Genomic DNA, 16761 nt, shown 5'->3' on the forward strand with positions numbered 1-16761 from the left:
TAGCTATGAGTCACAGGGCTCGCTTGGCGGAGCGAGAACGGGGCTGTGCCGGTGCGCGGCCACTACTCTGGGGCGGTGGCGGAAGATCGATCGCTTGAGGCAGCCGCAGGCGCCGAACCGCAGAATGATGTGCTCAGCGCCGAACAACTGAGGCGAATCACATCGTTGCATCGCGGGTTCACCTACCAGCATCTGTACGCCGTCGGCTGCCTACTGCGGCTACAGGCGGCGGAGGTCCGGCGCCTGCGCGTAGAACGCGACGAAGACGTGGAAGTGGAATTCGACAACCGCTGGCTCTACCTACAGGTCAAGACTCGTCGAGGCAACCTGACCTGGGGCGACGTGGAAGGTGCGGTCGACCAGTTCCGCAGCATTCGGGACGAGCACACGGCGGGCCGCCGCTCTGGCACCCCGTACCTGGTCGTGGTAACCAACGCGGGCTTGGGGCCGGACCTGCTCACCAGGACGCGAAAAGCGTCTTGGCCTGTGGACGTGGCGATTGTTGGGCCCGGTAGGCCTCACCCCGCAGAGACGTGGCTGCCGGCCCCAGGGAGCGACCTAGCTGCCATGTTGCAGAACTGCACTGACCAGGCTGAGCACATCCCCTTCGGGTCGCTGAGCGCCGAAACCCTGGTTTGGAAGCTCGCCGCACGCGTTCAGTACGCGTGCACCGGTGCTCACGGCCATGAGTTCGCTGCCGCAGACTTGCCGCAGTTGTACGAGCAATTCGTGGAGGAACTGCAGGCGTTTCCCCAGTTGCCCGCAATCTACCGGCACCGTAGCGGTGAGCCGGAGCTCGCGAACGACAATTCCGTGAGGTTGGTGGTCGGTTTCTCGGGGGCCGGCAAGACCACGTGGGCGGCGAACGCTGCCGCACACTGTCCCCAGCAGGTGACCTACTTCGACGTCGCCGGATACCAGGCCGCCTCCGTGCCGGGCGCGCTGGCGCGGGAGCTAGCCGCCCGGCATTTCAGGCCCGAGGCCGGTTCCTTGCCGGCCGCTGCGGGCATCGAGGTGCTGCGCGCTGTGCATACCCTGCTCGTCCAGGCAGAAATTGAGGTCGCTGTCGTCGTAGACAACGTCCACTTGCTCGAAATCGAGGATGTGCGACTGCTGGTCGATGCCTTGCCGACGGCCCGGCTGATCATGTTGGGGCATCCCCGACCGGAACAGATCCCTCTCGCCGCACACCTCGGCATATCCACGGAGTCGCTGGACGGCTGGGGCACCGACACCATCGCCGCGGTCTTCGACAGCGAAGGCTGCATCCTGGACTATGGCACCGCTCAACGTGTCCTCTCCCTCACGGCAGGCCTCCCCCTGTACGTGCTCAACTCCGCACAGTTGACCCGCACTGCATACGCCGGAGACGGTGCCGCCTTCTGCGACTCCGTGCAGGCCGAGACGCACAGCAAGGCCACGGCCCAGGAAATGATCCTGAGGCAGGTACTCGACCGCCTTGCGCCGCGTTCACGAGCTGTTGCCGGAATCCTCGCGGTCGCGGAGGTGCCTCTCACCGGCACCGAGCTCCAGCGGCTCGCGGAAGCGGTTTCCATGCGCCCTACTCATGCCGCGCAGGCTGTGCGTGACCTGTCTGGTTGGGGCTTCACGCAGGACTTCGCTGATGGCAGGGTGACGCTGCACGATGCGGTGCGTCCCGTGGCTTTGTCCGCCTCGGAGGACCTACCCGATGAGGCCGCCCAGCGGCTACGCGAAGCACTCCTCGACCTCCTGGAAGGACAGCGCGGGTTTCCGCAGGTCGGACGCTGGATGCGTTTGCTGGCCGAGACGGGCCGGATCGAGCAACTGCTCGACCTCACCACGATGGAGGCGTTCTACGAGGGTGGGTACCCCCGCGAGATCCACGCCACGATCGCGCAGACCGCCCAGGATCCCGCCCAGGACAACAGCATCCGGTTCGAAGCCCACAACGCCCTGGCCACCTTGGCCTACTCCGAAGGTGACCAGGAGGCGTACGCCAGTCACGTGAACGTCATGGAACAGCTGGCCGCAGAGGGCGGTGACAGCAGCATCGGCCCGCGGGAGAGAGTCCTCCTGGCCATTCGCCAGTTCATCCTCTACGGCCGCGCCCAGGATGCTCATCGCCTGACGGCGGCGTTCACCGCTGGCCTGGCTCAAGTGGTTAACGGATCGCGGGAGGAGCATGCTCTGCGCTACAACTTCGCCAACGGCTTGTACCAAGCGGGTGAGTTCGACCGTGCTGACGTGGTGGCGACCAGGTTGGCTGCAGACTACTGCGCCTACCTCGGTCTCAGCCCCAGCGAGCTCACCGGACCAATCATTGGTCTGGAGGCACGGGTCGGCTCCAGCGAGGACCCGGACGACTACAAGCGGCTCGCCGACTGTCTCTCGCTGTCCGTCAGGGCCCGTCGCAGTCAGGGCGTGGTCAGTGGCCCCGAGACTCTTTCGGCCATCCCAGCAATGCATCTGTACCAACTCACTGGCTGCTGGCGTCAGGCCGTCGACTCTGGACAAGAAGTGGTTGACATCCTGATGAACGCTGGCGATATGCAGCAGGCTCTGAGCATCCTCAACCGCCTACTTGCGATGGCCAAGGAGTTCAACCTGCAGGAGATGATGGTCGGCCTGCGGTCCCAGCGTGCGGTCGTCCTCGCGTGGCTCGGAGACATCGCCGCCGCCCGGGCCGAAATCGGCAGCCTGTCCGGCTACGAGGCCACTCCCGACCAAGCCGCCGACATTCGCCGCCAGAAGTCCATCATCGAATCGCTCGCCGCCCAGCAGCCCAGCTGACGGCTTGGTCCCGATCATGCAGCGTGCCGGCTCGGCTGATGCGCCTGCTCGCTGGCGCCACTCGCCGTAGCCATCTCCCGGCATCCGTGACGTTCAGCACCGCAGGTCACGGCCGTGGGTGATCAGTTGTGGCTCTGCTGAGCTGTCGGTAGTTTTTGACGTTGCTCAACGTTGAGCGCCCTTCCACGGACCGAGGACGGCCCGTGCCTAGTCGTCCGCTCCCAAAGATGGATCAGGGCCGAAGCCAGCCACATTCATTCGAGCCTGGCCCCCAGGAGGACTCGTCAATGTCCCGCGCACGCGAACGGGAATTCCTGCGTCGTGGCAGCGCACGGCCGTGTGGTAGTCGCCGTCAGCTAGATTCATCCATACAGTGCGGCTCCGGCGCTGAATGAGCGTTTGCACCCCGACGCGACCAGTGTCGTCCTCAGGGTGGCGGCTGAGATCGGTGACCACGCCGTAGATCACATGCTCACTCGTGTAAACCTTGGTCTTGAGCTGCTCCGACACGCGGTCGACGATATTGATCGCATCGCCGTTGAATTCAACCCGTGCCGGAGTGCCAGGCGGTGGGGCGGCGACGCGAGACCAGTTGAAAGATACGTCAATTGCGCTTACGGACTCGGTATTCACAACCCTGGTTAGAGCCTGGCACAGTTCGTAGGAAACTCCCTCGCCGATGGAGTCGTTGATTTCACTCCGGGTCGGTTCACGCTCGGCGCCTGCCATGTCCTCTAGTACGCCTAGTGCACGGGACATGGTGGCAGTTACTCGGCGGTCGAAGAGAGTCTCCTCTACCTGCACGTCGATGTGGTCTTGACGTGGTGAATATACATCCTCTTGAGACCGCGCCTGGCTGATAATAGGCACGATGTAGGAGCCGCGGCGGGTTTGGCCTAGACGGACTTCTCGCGCTTGGTCACGCGCCCGGGTCGGGAAGTTCCGGAAATGCCCTTGACGCCGGATGGTTGCTGCAGCGGAAGCGACACGAAGGCGCTTGGCAGAGACAAAGAGCTCGTAGCCGGATTCAAGCGGGATGGACCCGTCGCTCAGTGATGGGTGAGACGCTCTGAGATCAGTGACGTCGTGGTAAACGGTGGCAATGGCGTCGTGGACGGTCTGAACCTCCTCGGACTCGACCCTTGCCAAGTCTTGGAGGAGGATCCGTGTCCGCTTAGCGAAGTCCGGTGCGCCGGGCTTCATTGGGACTAGGACGACTTCATCCGCCGGCCCGGGGAGGCTCCACAGCTCGGCGACGTCTCCGCCCGATACGGGAGCCCACCCGGTGACCTTCAAGTAGCTGCGGATCTCTCCGGGGCCAAAGTCTGGGCCGTTGTCCACCATGTCAGTTCAACCCCAGACCAGCGCTGTTGGTCATGCGTCGCGCCGCATCGAACATGGTGCCCATGGCCTTCACGGTGAGCTCCTGGTGCTCAGGAAGGTGAATTGCGGTGGTGGAGCTGCCGGCAGCATGTCCCATGCCATGGAGAGAGGCCCAGTAGCCGTGGCAGGCAAGGACTATCGAGTCGGACTGATGGGTGACCCACCGCCCTATGTCGGGCGGAACGATGAGTAGGGCCAAGTGCCCAGGTGCTGAGCGCTCCGGGTCACGCAACTTGTCGTAGGTCTCGATGTCCAGGTCAAAGCTGTAGCCGCTCCGCACAGTGCGCGGGCTCTGGGTGCACTTGAGTTGAATATCGACCATAAGGCCTCGTGAGCGGAGAGTGACGTCTACGCCGTCTTTGTCCACATTCCAGTCACAGAGCGTGTACCCGCCTTGCGTGGCTAAGGCGTGCACGTACGCACGACTTACCTGCTCCTTCTGCCAGCTCGTCGCCTCTGCAGCCATGCCACCCCCCCCCAGGTTGCGTGATCGCGAGGATAGGCGGCCTGGGTGCGCGAGGGAATAGCGCGTGTACGGGCATGTCGGGGCTTGTGTCGTTGGTCGGCACCGAACGCCCTTCCACGCCCCAAGGGCGGCACGACCCGGAAGGGTGCTCGGCGTTGCGGTGAGGCGTCCGTGTCTTATCGGGGCGGACCGGCCGGCGTGACACGACTGCAGTACTCAACGCGCCGACGGGTCTACGGCCATACCTGGGAGGAGGCTCGGAAGAAGCTCACCGAGCTGCTCTCCAAGAGCGACCCGGGCATTCCTGCGGCCGACGCGACCGAGAGTCAGGACTCGAACCTGTGGCCAAGCGCTTAGAAGGCGCTTGGGCAGATCAGCGGGTGACCACCTCTCACCTGGCTGTCTTCGCGTGCCGAGCTTGGACGGGTGGCTACTTCGACACGCATTCGACAGACCAGGGAACGGACGTGCTGCGCATCAGTGCTCTGAGAGTTCGACGCTGGGTCGGCTGATGACTTCTAGATGGCCAAGCACGACTTCGCAGCTGGCGACAAAGTCGAAGGCCGCGTCGGGGAAGACGGTGTGATCACCATGGGAGACCCGAGCTCGCAGTCGCGCAAGACGGACCATCGTCTCAGCGACTGAGTGCGGCAGGCCCCTCGCTTGGAGCTGCCGTGCGGCCTCCTGCACGGACCGTGTACCGCCGAGCAGATCGCGGTATGCGACCTCGACAGCCCGCCAGGCAAGCATCACGGCACTATCAGGAGAACTACCGACCAGGTCCAGCGCCTGGTCGAGAGCTTCGTGTTGAGTGGAGCGTGCGCGCAAGTGAGGGCGAACAACGTTGCCAGCCTGTGAGGGCAGGGGCCTGGACGGCCGTCCGGACTCTCCTGGAGGTGACGACGAGGTTTGCTCCCGGGTTCCGTCGAACGTGCGTCGTGCTTCTTCAGCGAAGTCGATAGCGCCAGCCGGGGTCTCCAGCCGCGTCATACGGGCGAAGGCTCGCTTGAGGTGATGCCTGCACGCCCAGGCAAGCACCAACGTCACTACGGGCCAGACAAGTGCCTCAACGTATTTGAGGATCAGTTCAGCTACTGCCACGCGGCCATCTAACCGCAGCTCGACCCTGCCAGGTTGAAGTTCAACCGCTTCGTCCCGAAGCAACTTAGTGAGTGTCTGACCTTGGGCTGGCATACATTCCACCTGCTGCGATGGTCCGCAGACGTTCACAGCTGTCCGCCTCCGTTCGTCGAAGTTGTCACGCAGTTAGACACTCACCGAGGTTGCAGCGAGGGCAAAGGGCACCATGGCAGACGCACCAGGCCGTAGGCGGGTGATGCCCAGAGCATCCCCTGGAACAGGAGGGCCGGTGGGAGTCGTGTGAGGTGGCGGACCGGCCATCTTCGCGTCCAAGGCTGCAGGCGGTCGCAGAGTGTTACGTCACGGACACCCTCGGCAGCTTGCCGCTATCGGTTGTAGCCGATACCTTGAAGTAGGAGGTACAGGTAGGGCGGATCTTCGTCGCTTAAGGCGCACCGAGCGAGGAGGTGGGTCATCGAGTTGAGCGCACACCTTCGTGGGTGATCTTCGAACGGACCGATGCCCGCGCTTAGGGGGATCGACTGACCAGCAAGAGATGGCGTTTCTATAGGACCCCCGCGGGAACTGATGTCGTCAAGGAAGAGTTGACGGCACTTGGCGTGAATGCCAAGGCGGCGGTTACAGACGCAATGAAGCGTCTGACCAAGCAAGAGCATATGCCCTACGAGCAGGAGCATATTGAAGGTCGACTTCAGGCCGTCCGCGTGTTCTATGACGGCTGCACATATAGGGCGCTCTACGCTTCGGTTGGCAACCACGACGAGGTCCTCCTTGCCTTGCATGTAGTTAACAAGAAGAGTCGGAAACTTCCCTTGGCGGCAAAGAGGAAAGCTCTTAAACGTCTCAAGGACTGGGAGTCTCGCGATTAGCCTGCGGATTGGGAGCTCAGAATGACGCATCGAGATGACGTGGATGACCTTGACTTCCTCCTTGAGGAGGAAGCGGAGAACCCTGAGTTCGAGGCGGCATTTTCGGACGCCGCGCTGCGAAGCGGCCTTTTGAGGCGACTCGTATCGCGGCGCAAAGCAAGAGGGCTGAGCCAGTCAACTGTGGCTGAGCGCATGGAGACGACTCAATCCGCCGTCTCTGAACTTGAAGCTGCAGGTACTGATCCACGGCTTTCCACGCTCCAGAGGTATGCTCGCGCGATTGGCTGCCGCCTCGACGTTCGTCTGCTGGATGACGGTGGCGAGTGGCGCTTTGGTAGTGCGTATTCGACGGCACTGAGCAGGCGGACCTCTCCACATGCCGGCGGCGAATGGGTCGCCGAAGAAGAGAACGAGGGTGGATTCGCGAAACCTGTCGTCTGGGCTTCCGCAGTCTATTCACTTCGACAGGAAAGTGCAGAAAAGGGATGAATCCAGAACCGGCGGGTGCGTCGGATCGGTTTGATCAGGCGGAAAAGCTTCACGAATCAACGGAGCTCGTGGGAATTCGCCTGCAGTCGCTTGAGGCTAAGGTTCTTGATCGAGGGGCAAAGCCGCCTTATGAAGTCCAAGTCGAAATGGAACCCTCCTGCAAAGTAGGCCGCAGCTCTGTCACGTACCAGATTCACTACTCCGTCAAGGCTAAGAAGGATGATGGCCTGGTATTTGCGCTTGATTTCTCATATGAGGCTCGCTACTCGCATAGTCTAGAAAGTGTGCCCCATGAGGCGATCGCTGCGTTTGGTGACATCATCGTGCTGGCAACTCTCCATCCCTATGTGCGTGAGCTGACTCAGCGGATCAGTCTGGATCTCGGCTTCCCGGCTTTTGTCTTGGATAACCTTGACACCAAGGATCTATTTCAATTGCTGAAGCATAGAGAAGTTTATAAACGTGGGTCCAGCGAGGCTTACAAGTGACCCTGAAGGCCCGCTCGGTGTCTTCTTGCCTGCTAGGGCGGCGGAGCGGCTTTGGGCTGGAGCTGCTTTGGGGCGAGTGATCATGGCCCCGTAAGCTTCCGGCGAGTCGGGCAGTCTCTGGACCTGCCCGTTAAAGCACGACGTTGGGGCCATGATCTTCGAGGCTCGCCCCAAAGTGGCTGCCTAAAGCCGTGGAGCCGACCGCCCCAGCCACAGAGGGTGTCTCCCACTTCATGCCCGCAGCCGCCGAGCGCGCCGCCGGGCGCGGCCAGCCGGGGCGCAGACAGGAGGCAGGCCGCGCCGCAGAGGCGGCGCGCGCCCGCGCCGTGCGCGGGCACTTGATGAAGTAGGGAAACTCTTACCGCGCTGGACTGATCATCGTTGCTGACGCTTACCTACTCACGTGAGTAGGTCCCGGCTACAGTTGTGCTGGCCGACATAGCAGGACGACAGGAGCGTGCTCGCCGGATGGGACCGAAGTCGGAGCGGGTCTACCGCACGATTCGTGAGTGGATCGCTGAGGGCAGGTACTCGCCGGGTTCCAAGCTTCCGTCCGAGCGGACCATGTCGGAGGACCTGGAGATCGGCCGTACCGCTCTGCGCCAAGTGCTGGCCAGGCTGGTCGCTGAAGGGGTCGTCGAGGTACACGGCCGTAGCTCTTACCGCGTACCGGATCGATCTGTGACCACAGAAGCGCCGGCGGATGTCGAGCCATGGCGGATCCACGGTGAGCGGACGCTGTATGACAACCGATGGGTGAAGCTGAGCCTCGTCGACGTCGAGCCGCCCGGCGTCGAACGTTTCGAGCACCACGTCGTCAAGCTTCACCATGTGGCCATCGCTGCCGTCATTGACGACCAAGACCGGGTGCTCATGATGTGGCGGTACCGCTTCGTCCCTGATGCCTTCGGCTGGGAGCTGCCGGGCGGCATCGTCGACCAGGGGGAAGACCCCCTTCAGACCGCTTTGCGTGAGGTCGAGGAAGAGACCGGGTGGCGGCCGAATGCCCTGGAGCATGTCGTCACTTACCAGCCCATGATCGGTATGGTCGATTCGCCGCACGACATCTTCGTCGGTGAGGGGGCGAAGCTCGTTGGTGAGCCGACCGATCTGGAAGAGGCGGGGCATATCGCCTGGGTTCCGCTGTCCGACATCCCCGGCCTGATGGCTCGTGGTGAGCTGATGGGGTCCGGCACGTTGGTCGCCCTCCTTCATGTGCTGGCTTCGCGTGGGCCCGGCGCGTCGCCTACAACCGCTGCGTGAGCTGCTCTATTCGACGCCTGTGACGCACTGACTTGGTTCGGCTTGCCACGAGTCGGGCCTGCCGCAGGTGCTTTCGTGCCTGGTCGTACTCTCCGCGAGCCAGGTGGGCTTGGGCCAAGTCGCAGTGGAGCCCTGCCGATGCTCGGACGAACGTGGGGTCGGTCGTCTTCAGTGCGGCGTATAGGTTGTCCACGGCTTCGCCGTCGCCGATCAGCGCGAGTGCGTTCCCGCGCCACCTAGTGAGGTGGCCTTCGTTCAGGAAGATGCTCAGCATGTCCGGATCACGGGCTTCATCTCCTGCGGGCAGGTGGCGCATCGCAAGCTCAAGAGCCCGTCGGCAGTCCTCCTGGAGCCCAGCTCGGGCGCAGATCTCGGCTTCGGCTGCGTGCAGCCATGCCCTGAGCCGCGGAGACATGCCCTGCCCTCCGAGACGCTGTGCTTCTCGAACCAGATGCACCGCCATTTCGGGTCGTCCAGCGTCGCAGAGCACGTATGCCTGCTCGGCGGTGGCGTGGGCGAGGTACATGGGTTCCTCGGCCTCCTGGGCGGCGCGCTTCCCCAACTCGTAGTGTCGCCAGGCTCGTTCGACGGCTCCGACGTCAAGGGCCTGCCAGGCCGCGAGCGTTGCTGCACCGGTCAGGGCCAGAGCTACGGGGCGTCGGGTCTCCGGGAGCACGGCGAAGGTGAGGGCGTCCTCCAGCCGCGTCAGGTGGGCGGTCATCTGATCGACCAGGCTGGCGGCGCCCATCTGGCGGTCGATGGTGCGGAGCAACTCAGTCTGATCCATGAACGTCTGCACCATGGTCAGACTGACGTTTCGCGCCTCGTCGATCCGGTCTATCAGCTCGTCGTAGCCGTCTGCCATTGCGGGTGCCGGCGGCTGCGCTCCGTCTGCGAGCTCGGCGTCGGTGATGCCGAGGAGAGCACGAAGGATCTTGGCGTAGTAGCCGGAGATTGTTCGTCGGCCGTTCTCCCATTCAGAGACGTACACTCGCAAACTCGCGGTTGAGGCGACGGTGAGCATGTGCTGACGTGCATGGCGCTCGATCTCCCGCACCAGATGCTCCTGTGACCAGGCCCGTGCCGTTCTTGCTGCCCTGAGTCCACTCATGTGCTACTGCCGTTCCTCCTGGGGTTGTTGAGCCGTAACAGCAGGATGCCTCACATCGGCGCAGGTCGGGAGGGGTTAACCGGACTGGTGTTAACCCCTGTTGTCTACCGGGACGTTGCCTGGCGCGCTTTCCTGGAACCGTCGCAGTCAGGCGAGTTGAGATGCCGGGTCCGCGACAGCGCTTGACATCTGGTGCGCACCAGATGCAACCTTCTGATGCGCACCAGTTGGTGGCGCGAAGCACTCCGTGGCTTTGCTGCGGCACTCATCCACGTTCACAGGAGCGGCGACCCACCGCCAAGCAAGTACGCCGCTCCCGCCCCTCTCAAGGGAGTTCCATCATGCGTCAGATTCCCGTAGACACGTCCACCGCGACCGTGATGGTCGCCAAGGCCCCGCAGCCCAAGGTCCGTGACCGCCGGACCGGCGAGATCGCCACCGACGCCGACGGCGTCAAGCTGATGACCGTGGACGTGATGTTTGCGGCCAACGACGAGGTCGAGATCCTTTCCGTCGCCGTCCCGGAGCCCGGTATCTCCAGTGACCTGGCCATGGGCACGCCGGTGGCCCTGACTGGGCTGATCGCCCGGCCGTGGGAGAACGAGTTCAACGGCCAGAAGCGGCACGGCATTGCCTTCCGTGCGGTCGCGGTCACCTCGCTGGCCGCTACAGGCTCGGCATCCGAGGCGGCCTGATCATGACCTGGTTCATGGTCGCTGTGGTTGTGGTCGTCGCCGCTGCGGGTCTCCTGCGGTGGCGGCGCCCCGCCTGGTACTGGCTGACCTTCGGAGTCGTCCTCGCCACGGTGCGAGTACTGGTCCGGTACTCCTCGGTCATGGACGCCTGCGGGCTGACGGTCCCGCCCGCCCGCTGGCGGCTCGCTCTGGCCCGGGTAGCCAACCGGCCGGTGCCGGAGTCCCGCCCGCCGCGTATCCTGCGGCTGCGGCCTACCCGGACCGGCCTGGTTCTCCGGCTCAAGCTCCGACCGGGACAGGACGCCTTCGACGTGGCGGCTTCCACGGACCGGCTGCGGCACTCCTTCGGGATGTACGGCGTGACCTCCCGAGAGGTTCGGTCCGGTGTGGTTGAGGTGCGGATGACCGGCTACGACGTGCTCAAGCAGGTTCAGATGCCTGCCAAGACCGAGACGTGTCCGATGCGGGTGCCGGTCGCGCTGCGGGCGGACGGTTCGGTGCACTACCGCGACTACCGCGCCGTCTCCCACGGCCTCACCCTCGGCGCCACGGAGTCAGGCAAGTCGGTCTACCAGCGCAACCTGGTCGCCGGGCTCGCCCCGATGGACGTCGCCCTGGTCGGCATCGACTGCAAGCAAGGCGTCGAGTTGTTCCCGCTCGCGCACCGGTTCTCCGCCCTCGCCGATAACCCCGACACCGCCCTTGAGCTGCTCGAAGCGCTGGTGTCCCACATGGAGGAGGTCTACCAGCTCATCCGGGCTGAGCAGCGCATCAGTGTCGTGGTGCAGGATGCGGAGATCGCCGCCGACATCTGGGACCTGCCCGACGACATCCGCCCGGTGCCCGTCGTGGTCCTGGTCGACGAGGTCGCCGAACTCGCCCTGTTCGCCAGCAAGGAGGAGGAGAAGCGCCGGGACCGGATCATCACCGCCCTGGTCCGCCTCGCCCAGCTCGGCCGCGCGGCTGGCATCTACCTGGAGATCTGCGGGCAGCGGTTCGGCTCCGAACTCGGCAAGGGCATCACCATGCTCCGCGCCCAGCTCACCGGCCGCACCGCCCACCGCGTCAGCGACGAAACCTCGGCGAACATGGCCTTCGGCGACATCTCGCCGGACGCTGTCCTGGCCGCGATCCAGATCCCTGCCGAGACTCGCGGAGTGGCTATCGCCGGTGACTCGACCGGTGGTTGGCATCGCATACGTGCTCCGCACACCTCGCTGCGCCAGGCCGTGAACCTCTGCAACAAGTACGCCGACCGCACCCCCGACGTGCCTGCCCTGGCGCCGTTCCGGCCCGCGGTCGCCGCGCTGCCCTCGGCCCGGGTGCCGCTGTCCAAGACAGCCCCCGCCACCGCCTGACCTTCCCCCGCTTCACCGGTCGGCGTGACCGCTTCGCGCCAGGTCCCTACCCCCGCCATGCCTCATCACAGGAAGGAGCCGTGATGGCCCGCCCCGCTCTCCGCGTCGACGCCGTCCTGGTCCAGGCCGTCATCGCCGGGGCGCTGTCCTTCGCCCACCTCCACGACCTCGCTGCCGCTGCCGGGCAGGACGGCTGGAAAGCCTGGGCCTACCCGATCAGCGTGGACCTGCTCCTGGTTGCCTCCTGGCGGCGGCTCCGTGTCGATGGTCCGTCCCGGCTGGCCTGGTGCTGGTTCATCGTCGCCCTGTTCGCCTCCCTCGGCGCCAACGTCGCCACCGCCGGACTCCTCGACCTGACCGACGTCCCGGCCTGGCTGCGCATCCTCGTCGCCGCCTGGCCCGCCCTGGCCTTCATGGGCGGCACCCTCCTCGCCCACTCCGCCACCGACCAGGAGCCGGAACCGCCGGCACCCGCAGCCCCGGCCACCGAGCCGATTACCGAGACCGAGCCCGAGTCGCTTCCGGCGGTCGACGACACCCCGGCCCTCCCGGCCGCCGAGCCCGCCCCGGCCGCCGCTGCTCCGGCTGTGCCGGTCCCGGCCGCGCTGGTCGACCACGCCCGCAAGGTCGCCGACGACCACCACGCCCGTACCGGTGCGCCGATCGACACCGACACCCTGCGCGCCCGCCTCGGCGTCCCGCCCCAGCTGGCCGACGCCATCGCCGCCCAACTCGCCTGACCCGAAGGGAGACCCACCGTCATGCCCGCCCGTGACCACTTCCACTCCGTGATGCGGATCGGCCCGGTGCAGATCGGCACCCACCGCGACCGCCACGGCCGCACCAAGTACGCCGCTGTGTGCACTGCCGACCGCTGCGGCTGGTCCTCCGACTACGGCAGCCAGTCCGCCGCCCAGCTCGCCGCCCGCACCCACCGCTGCAAGGTCCGCTAGGAGGCCACCGCCATGGAAGTACCGCTCTGGCTCGCGCTGCTCGTCGTCGGCTACCTCGGCGTCAAGCTCGTCCGGCCGCCCGCCTGGCTCATCGCCGTCCTGCTGCTCGGCGGCTTCCTCCTCGCCGACAGCGTCCTGGCCCCCGCCATCGACACCTTCGTCAAGTAACCGCACCCGGAAGGGAGAACCGCTGATGTTCCGCCCGAGGATCCCGACCATGCCCACGCCGACCGGCCAGGTCACGCCGCCTGCCGTGGCTGAGCCGACCACCGTTGTCCCGGCCGCTCAGGTCTCGCAGCCCGCCCCGGTGGCCCCGACCCCGTCCCGGCCGACGGTTCAGCTCACCCCCGGCACGGCGCTCGCCCTTGTCGGCGGCGGCACTGCCGTGGTCCTGGTCGTCGGCGCCGTCCTGGTCTCCATGCTCCTGGCCGTCGCCATAACCGGCGCCTCGCTCGCCATCTGCGCCCTGGTGATCCGCTCCCTGGTCAACGCCGACGCCAACCGTCGCTGACCGGCTCCCGGGCGGCCTCAACCGCCAAGTCTCCGCCGCCCGGGAGCCGTGCCCCACTCCGATCTCGCAACCGGAAGGAACTCCCAGCATGACGGACCGCACCGCACCCTCGTCCCGCATATGCCCGAACTGCGACGGTCACGCCTCCGCCGCCATCACCACTGGCGGCCGCGACCCGCACGGCCACCTGCGGACCATCACCGTCGACTGCCGGGCCTGCCACGGCCTGGGCACCGTTCAGCTCCGCCCCGTGCGGGAGGGCGCCCGTGCCTGACACGCTGCTTGACCCGACCACCCTCGGCGACCTGCTGAGGGTGGCTTCGGCCTCCGACTTCGACCGCTGGCACGAGCAGATCCGCCGCACTGGCGGCTGCGCCGACCCCATCCACCTCACCGGCTGGACCGTCACCAAGGACAAGACGACCGGCGAGACCCTGCACTACTACAGCACCGAGAACGAGCCGGGCGGACGACTCCGCGTCGCCTGCGGCAACCGCCGCGCCTCCCGCTGCCCCTCCTGCGCCTGGACCTACGCGGGCGACACCTACCACCTCATCCGCGCGGGCCTGGCCGGAGATGACCGCCGCGACATCCCCACCACCGTCCGCGACCACCCCCGCGTCTTCGCCACCCTCACCGCTCCTTCCTTCGGCCCGGTCCACAACCGTCCAGACCGAGGCACCTGCCGTTGCGGCACCCACCACGCCGCCGACGATCCCGCCCTCGGTACGGCCCTCGATCCGGCCACATACGACTATGCGGGCGCCGTGCTGTTCAACAACCACGCTGGGCAGCTCTGGCAGCGCTTCACCAACCGGCTCCGCCGCGAGATAGCCGCCCGCGCTGGCATCACCCAGCGGGAGCTAAAGGAGTGCGCCCGCCTGTCCTACGGCAAGGTCGCCGAGTTCCAGAAGCGGGGCGCCCTGCACTTTCACGCCGTGATCCGCATCGACGGCCCCGACGGACCGGAAACGGCACCACCGTCCTGGGCGACGGTCGATCTCCTAGCCGACGCGATCCGTGCAGCTGCCGCGCACTCCTATACGTCGGTCTCCGTTCCCGCCGCCGATGACCAGCCCGCCCGCACCTTCCGCTGGGGCACCCAGCTCGACGTCCGGCCCGTCAAGGCCTTCGGCGACGGATCCGACATCACCGAACAGGCCGTGGCTTCCTACGTGGCCAAGTACGCCACCAAGGCCGCCGAGAACACAGGCACTCTCGACCGGCGCATCGGCGAACTCTCCGAGCTCGACCGCTACGGCGTCCCGGACCACACCCACCGCCTCATCGAGGCATGCAAGCTCCTCGACCCCCTCTACCCCGACCGGCGCCTATGGGCCTGGGCTCACATGCTCGGCTTCCGGGGCCACTTCTCCTCCAAGTCCCGTCGCTACTCCACCACCCTGGGCGCCCTCCGCCAGGCCCGTGCCGACTACCGCGCCGCACAGGACGCCGAAGCACTCGGCCTGGATGACCGCGAGCCGGACACCGTCCTGGTCCTGGCCGACTGGCAGTACGCCGGGCACGGCCACACCCCCGGCGAATCCGCCCTCGCCGCCACCATCGCCCGCGACCTCCAACTCAACCGCGAAACCGCCCGCGAAGCCCTACGCGACCAACTCACCGAAGAGGAGTGGTGACCATGGCCTCAGAGCTGCCGAACCGGTTCCTGACGCCTGAGGACCTGGTCGAGATGTTCGAGCTGCCCAGCGTCGAGACCGTCTACCAGTGGCGCCGCAAGCGCACCGGTCCCCGCGGCTTCCGAGTCGGCCGGCATCTCCGCTTCGACCCGGATGACGTGCGGGCCTGGGTGGACTCCCAGCTTGGGGAGGCTGCCTGATGGCCGGGCACATCCAGGACCGTTGGTACCGGACCGAGGTGGGCGCGGACGGCAAGACTCGCAAGGTCAAGACCGACCGCCACGGCACTGGCATGCGCTACCGCGCCCGCTACATCGGCCCGGACGGCACAGAGAAGTCGAAGAGCTTCCCGGACAAGCAGAAGCGCTTGGCGGACACCTGGCTGACCAACGTAGAAGCCGACATGGCCCGGGGGCAGTACATCGACCCGAGGGCCGCTCGCACCACCTTCCGCGAGTACACCGACCGTTGGCTGGCCGCCCTCACGACCGATCTGACCAGTAGGGCCGCCGTGGAAGGCAGGCTCCGCCTTCACGCCCTGCCCTACCTTGGAACCCGCCCCATCGGTTCCTTCCAGCCCGAGCACATCCGCGACTGGAACCGCCAGCTCGAAGACGTCGTAGCGTCCGCCCAGTACCGGCGCCTCATCTTCGACGCTGTCTCCTCGGTGCTGAACGCGGCCGTGGATGATCGTCTCCTGGCCTCCAATCCCTGCCGCGCTCGATCGGTCAAGGCTCCTCGTCCCGTGCCGTCACGTGTCCATCCGTGGACTGCGCAACAGGTCTTCGGCGTACGCTCCGGCCTCCCCGAGCGCTACCGGGCCATGGTCGACCTCGGTGCCGGGTGCGGCCTGCGACAGGGTGAGATCTTCGGCCTGGCCGTCGACAACATCGGAGACCTCGGCTGGCTCTACGTCCGCCAGCAGGTCAAGAAGGTTCGCGGCACGCTGGTCTTCGCCCCGCCCAAGCGCGGCAAGCTGCGTGACGTCCCTCTCGACCCGGAGGTGCGGGCCGCGCTCCGTGAGCACATGGCGGCCTCCCCTCCCGTCGACGTCACCTTGCCCTGGCTGACCCCGACCGGTCCCAAGGTCACGCACCGGCTCCTCTTCACGAGCGGCATCGGCGCAGCCATCTGGAGCCAGGCGTTTAACGACCAGGCATGGAAACCCGCGCTCACATCCGCCGGCATCATCCCGACCCCCGAGAAAGGCCAGCGCTACGCCGCCGCCCGCGAGCACGGAATGCATGCCCTGCGGCACTTCTACGCCTCGGTCCTCCTGGACGCTGGAGAGAGCATCAAGGCACTGAGCCTCTACCTCGGCCACAGCGACCCCGGCTTCACCCTCCGCGTCTACACGCACCTCATGCCGTCCAGCGAGACCCGTACCCGGAAAGCCATCTCCGAGATGTACAGGGCTGCCGGTCACTCTCATGACGGCCCAGAGACGCCCGACGGCCCAGAGACGGCCCAGGCTGCCTGACCCGGCCCCTCATCGGCGAGAAAACCGCTGGTGAGGGGCACTTTCATGCCCTCTCGTGGTAAGTAACACCCCATCTTGCCGTACCGCCACCCCTGGGCGGAAACGCGTATGACTGGGGGCGGCTGACCTGGGGGTTCTTGGTGGTGGCTGGGGCTCGGCGGTCACTGTCGGTCGCCTGAGGC

The 16761-nt window shown here is 66.0% G+C and carries 18 protein-coding genes; 15 read left to right on the plus strand and 3 right to left on the minus strand.

Translation table 11 applies throughout. The annotated features are described in order from the left end of the window. Positions 1–75 precede the first annotated feature (75 nt). Positions 76–2772 (plus strand): P-loop NTPase family protein, encoded by a 2697-nt coding sequence (locus IGS69_RS11620; protein WP_190898851.1) that lies wholly within the window; start codon positions 76–78, stop codon positions 2770–2772. Between the two features lie 207 nt (positions 2773–2979). On the opposite strand, the gene IGS69_RS11625 is transcribed toward IGS69_RS11620, so the two are convergent. Next, a complete protein-coding gene (locus IGS69_RS11625; protein WP_190898853.1) occupies positions 2980–4116 on the minus strand; it encodes a hypothetical protein in 1137 nt (378 codons plus the stop codon). Position 4117: 1 nt separating this feature from the next. Continuing rightward, positions 4118–4621 (minus strand): DUF4365 domain-containing protein, encoded by a 504-nt coding sequence (locus IGS69_RS11630; protein WP_190898855.1) that lies wholly within the window; start codon positions 4619–4621, stop codon positions 4118–4120. Between the two features lie 1685 nt (positions 4622–6306). Here IGS69_RS11630 and IGS69_RS35190 point away from each other — a divergent pair. The 4 genes from IGS69_RS35190 to IGS69_RS11650 all read left to right on the plus strand — a co-directional run bounded on the left by IGS69_RS35190 (position 6307) and on the right by IGS69_RS11650 (position 8831). Next, positions 6307–6591: a type II toxin-antitoxin system RelE/ParE family toxin gene (locus IGS69_RS35190; protein ID WP_353784504.1), complete on the plus strand. Its 285-nt coding sequence runs from the start codon at positions 6307–6309 to the stop codon at positions 6589–6591. A gap of 21 nt (positions 6592–6612) precedes the next feature. Continuing rightward, positions 6613–7080, plus strand: coding sequence for a helix-turn-helix domain-containing protein (locus IGS69_RS11640; RefSeq protein ID WP_190898859.1), 468 nt, complete (start codon positions 6613–6615; stop codon positions 7078–7080). Continuing rightward, positions 7077–7568, plus strand: coding sequence for a protein-export chaperone SecB (locus IGS69_RS11645; protein ID WP_190898861.1), 492 nt, complete (start codon positions 7077–7079; stop codon positions 7566–7568). Before IGS69_RS11640 ends, IGS69_RS11645 begins: the two co-directional genes overlap by 4 nt. A 468-nt stretch (positions 7569–8036) precedes the next feature. After that, positions 8037–8831 carry a GntR family transcriptional regulator gene (locus tag IGS69_RS11650; RefSeq protein ID WP_190898863.1) on the plus strand — a complete coding sequence of 265 codons (795 nt, stop codon included), beginning with the start codon at positions 8037–8039 and terminating at the stop codon, positions 8829–8831. On the opposite strand, the gene IGS69_RS11655 is transcribed toward IGS69_RS11650, so the two are convergent. Then, positions 8815–9855, minus strand: a complete 1041-nt coding sequence (locus IGS69_RS11655) for a tetratricopeptide repeat protein (RefSeq protein WP_190904465.1) — start codon at positions 9853–9855, stop codon at positions 8815–8817. The two genes, IGS69_RS11650 and IGS69_RS11655, sit on opposite strands and share 17 nt — an antisense overlap. Positions 9856–10283: 428 nt before the next feature. Between IGS69_RS11655 and IGS69_RS11660 the strand changes: the two genes are divergently transcribed. From IGS69_RS11660 to IGS69_RS11705, 10 genes are all read left to right on the plus strand, one after another. After that, positions 10284–10637, plus strand: coding sequence for an SCO3933 family regulatory protein (locus tag IGS69_RS11660; RefSeq protein ID WP_033314179.1), 354 nt, complete (start codon positions 10284–10286; stop codon positions 10635–10637). Positions 10638–10639: 2 nt separating this feature from the next. Continuing rightward, on the plus strand, positions 10640–11995 hold the full coding sequence (locus IGS69_RS11665; RefSeq protein ID WP_190898866.1) for an FtsK/SpoIIIE domain-containing protein: 1356 nt from the start codon (positions 10640–10642) through the stop codon (positions 11993–11995). Positions 11996–12078: 83 nt separating this feature from the next. Then, entirely contained in the window at positions 12079–12735 is a 657-nt protein-coding gene (locus IGS69_RS11670; protein ID WP_190898868.1) for a DUF2637 domain-containing protein, read from the plus strand. A 21-nt stretch (positions 12736–12756) separates the two neighbouring features. Beyond that, positions 12757–12948: a mobile element transfer protein gene (locus IGS69_RS11675; protein WP_190898870.1), complete on the plus strand. Its 192-nt coding sequence runs from the start codon at positions 12757–12759 to the stop codon at positions 12946–12948. A gap of 12 nt (positions 12949–12960) precedes the next feature. Further along, positions 12961–13116 carry a hypothetical protein gene (locus tag IGS69_RS11680; protein ID WP_190898872.1) on the plus strand — a complete coding sequence of 52 codons (156 nt, stop codon included), beginning with the start codon at positions 12961–12963 and terminating at the stop codon, positions 13114–13116. Between the two features lie 25 nt (positions 13117–13141). Then, positions 13142–13459: a SpdD-like protein gene (locus IGS69_RS11685; protein WP_190898874.1), complete on the plus strand. Its 318-nt coding sequence runs from the start codon at positions 13142–13144 to the stop codon at positions 13457–13459. Positions 13460–13547: 88 nt separating this feature from the next. Then, on the plus strand, positions 13548–13733 hold the full coding sequence (locus tag IGS69_RS11690) for a hypothetical protein (RefSeq protein ID WP_190898876.1): 186 nt from the start codon (positions 13548–13550) through the stop codon (positions 13731–13733). Further along, positions 13726–15099: a replication initiator protein RepSA gene (gene repSA, locus IGS69_RS11695; protein ID WP_190898878.1), complete on the plus strand. Its 1374-nt coding sequence runs from the start codon at positions 13726–13728 to the stop codon at positions 15097–15099. The genes IGS69_RS11690 and repSA overlap by 8 nt, the downstream gene beginning before the upstream one ends. Before the next feature lie 2 nt (positions 15100–15101). Further along, positions 15102–15299 carry a helix-turn-helix transcriptional regulator gene (locus IGS69_RS11700; RefSeq protein ID WP_031108990.1) on the plus strand — a complete coding sequence of 66 codons (198 nt, stop codon included), beginning with the start codon at positions 15102–15104 and terminating at the stop codon, positions 15297–15299. Beyond that, complete coding sequence (locus IGS69_RS11705) at positions 15299–16579, plus strand: tyrosine-type recombinase/integrase (RefSeq protein WP_190898880.1); 1281 nt, start codon at positions 15299–15301, stop codon at positions 16577–16579. The genes IGS69_RS11700 and IGS69_RS11705 overlap by 1 nt, the downstream gene beginning before the upstream one ends. Positions 16580–16761: the final 182 nt, after the last annotated feature.

The organism is Streptomyces tuirus (genome assembly GCF_014701095.1).
GTDB classification, from domain to species: Bacteria; Actinomycetota; Actinomycetes; order Streptomycetales; family Streptomycetaceae; genus Streptomyces; species Streptomyces tuirus.

What these genes read in the sequence shown, in the direction of transcription:
- IGS69_RS11625 (WP_190898853.1), bottom strand. Translation starts at nt 4,116, where the DNA reads ATGGTGGACAACGGCCCAGACTTTGGCCCCGGAGAGATCCGCAGCTAC.
- IGS69_RS11630 (WP_190898855.1), bottom strand. Translation starts at nt 4,621, where the DNA reads ATGGCTGCAGAGGCGACGAGCTGGCAGAAGGAGCAGGTAAGTCGTGCG.
- IGS69_RS11640 (WP_190898859.1), top strand. Translation starts at nt 6,613, where the DNA reads ATGACGCATCGAGATGACGTGGATGACCTTGACTTCCTCCTTGAGGAG.
- IGS69_RS11645 (WP_190898861.1), top strand. Translation starts at nt 7,077, where the DNA reads ATGAATCCAGAACCGGCGGGTGCGTCGGATCGGTTTGATCAGGCGGAA.
- IGS69_RS11650 (WP_190898863.1), top strand. Translation starts at nt 8,037, where the DNA reads ATGGGACCGAAGTCGGAGCGGGTCTACCGCACGATTCGTGAGTGGATC.
- IGS69_RS11655 (WP_190904465.1), bottom strand. Translation starts at nt 9,855, where the DNA reads ATGCTCACCGTCGCCTCAACCGCGAGTTTGCGAGTGTACGTCTCTGAA.
- IGS69_RS11660 (WP_033314179.1), top strand. Translation starts at nt 10,284, where the DNA reads ATGCGTCAGATTCCCGTAGACACGTCCACCGCGACCGTGATGGTCGCC.
- IGS69_RS11665 (WP_190898866.1), top strand. Translation starts at nt 10,640, where the DNA reads ATGACCTGGTTCATGGTCGCTGTGGTTGTGGTCGTCGCCGCTGCGGGT.
- IGS69_RS11670 (WP_190898868.1), top strand. Translation starts at nt 12,079, where the DNA reads ATGGCCCGCCCCGCTCTCCGCGTCGACGCCGTCCTGGTCCAGGCCGTC.
- IGS69_RS11675 (WP_190898870.1), top strand. Translation starts at nt 12,757, where the DNA reads ATGCCCGCCCGTGACCACTTCCACTCCGTGATGCGGATCGGCCCGGTG.
- IGS69_RS11680 (WP_190898872.1), top strand. Translation starts at nt 12,961, where the DNA reads ATGGAAGTACCGCTCTGGCTCGCGCTGCTCGTCGTCGGCTACCTCGGC.
- IGS69_RS11685 (WP_190898874.1), top strand. Translation starts at nt 13,142, where the DNA reads ATGTTCCGCCCGAGGATCCCGACCATGCCCACGCCGACCGGCCAGGTC.
- IGS69_RS11690 (WP_190898876.1), top strand. Translation starts at nt 13,548, where the DNA reads ATGACGGACCGCACCGCACCCTCGTCCCGCATATGCCCGAACTGCGAC.
- IGS69_RS11700 (WP_031108990.1), top strand. Translation starts at nt 15,102, where the DNA reads ATGGCCTCAGAGCTGCCGAACCGGTTCCTGACGCCTGAGGACCTGGTC.
- IGS69_RS11705 (WP_190898880.1), top strand. Translation starts at nt 15,299, where the DNA reads ATGGCCGGGCACATCCAGGACCGTTGGTACCGGACCGAGGTGGGCGCG.